Raw genomic sequence first — 1227 nt, 5'->3', positions numbered from 1 at the left:
TCCGGGTGGTGGGCGTCCCGAATGGCCGTGTCGTAGACGACTACGCGGTGCTGGCGGGCCTCGATGGGGATGTCGTGCCGGCGGGTGCGGGTGCGGGTGTGGGTGTGGTGTTGGAGGAGTTGGCGGGTGCGGGGGATGGGTGTGGTTTCGGTGGTGTGCTGACGTGGGCTGCTGATGCGGTGGACGGTTCGGTCGATGTGGTCTTCTCGCGGGAGGCTGCGGGGGTTGCGGGTTCGGGGTTGGTGTATCGGCCGGGGCAGCATGCTGTTGGGTCGACGGGTGGGGAGTAGTCCGTCGTCTGCGCGGGTGGTGTCGTCTTTGGCGGCGGAGGCGCGTGCGTGGTGTGGTCGGTTCCTGCCGGATTACATGGTCCCGGCGGTGGTGGTGGTCCTGGACCGGTTGCCGTTGACGCCGAACGGGAAACTCGACCGCAAAGCCCTCCCCGCCCCCGAGTTCCTGAGCACGGCGCCGATGCGTCGTCCCAGCACTCCGCACGAACATCTGCTGAGCACACTCTTCGCCGAGGTGCTGGGTCGAGCCGAAATCGGCCTGGACGACAACTTCTTCGACCTCGGCGGGCACTCCCTCCTCGCCACTCGCCTCATCAGCAGGATTCGTACCACTCTCGGTCTTGAGCTCGCTCTCCGGGACGTGTTCGAGCGGCCGACGGTTGCCGAGCTGGCGGTGTGTGTGGGTGGTGCTGGTGGTGCGCGGCCGGCGTTGGTGGGTGTGGAGCGTCCGGCGGCTTTGCCGTTGCCGTTGTCGTTCGCTCAGCGGCGGATGTGGTTCTTGCAGCGGCTTGACGGTGCGGGTCTGGGTTACAACATGCCGGGTGCCCTGCGCTTGCGTGGGCGGGTGGATGTGGATGCGTTGCGGGCTGCTGTGGGCGATGTGGTGGCCCGGCATGAGAGTTTGCGGACGGTGTTCCCCGAGGTGGACGGGGTGCCGCGGCAGGTGGTGCTGGGTGTCGGCGAGAGGCTGCCTGAGTTTGTGGTGGTGGATGCGGATCCGACGGCTGTGGAGGGGCTTGTCAGCGAGGGCGCGCGCCATGCCTTCGACCTGACAGCCGAAATGCCCATGCGGGTGACGTTGTTTGTGCTCGGTCCGGAGGAGTTCGTACTTCTCCTTGTGGTGCATCACATTGCGGCGGATGGCTGGTCGTTGGCTCCGTTGGCGAGGGATCTCGCGGATGCGTATGCGGCGCGGTGTGTGGGTGAGGTGCCGGGC

Annotated in this window: 2 protein-coding genes; both read left to right on the top strand. The window is 67.2% G+C overall.

Annotated elements, in window-relative coordinates:
- Positions 1–290 (top strand): hypothetical protein (locus IO30_RS46480; RefSeq protein ID WP_209439905.1); only part of this gene is annotated, 290 nt, incomplete at its 5' end.
- Positions 291–378: 88 nt separating this feature from the next.
- Positions 379–1227 (top strand): condensation domain-containing protein (locus IO30_RS41040; RefSeq protein ID WP_245234260.1); only part of this gene is annotated, 849 nt, incomplete at its 3' end.

Origin of the sequence: Streptomyces xanthophaeus (assembly GCF_000725805.1) — a bacterium.
GTDB lineage: Bacteria > Actinomycetota > Actinomycetes > Streptomycetales > Streptomycetaceae > Streptomyces > Streptomyces xanthophaeus.
The sequence above is the reverse complement of the archived record's forward strand: the minus strand, read 5'-3'. Positions and strand labels throughout refer to the sequence as shown.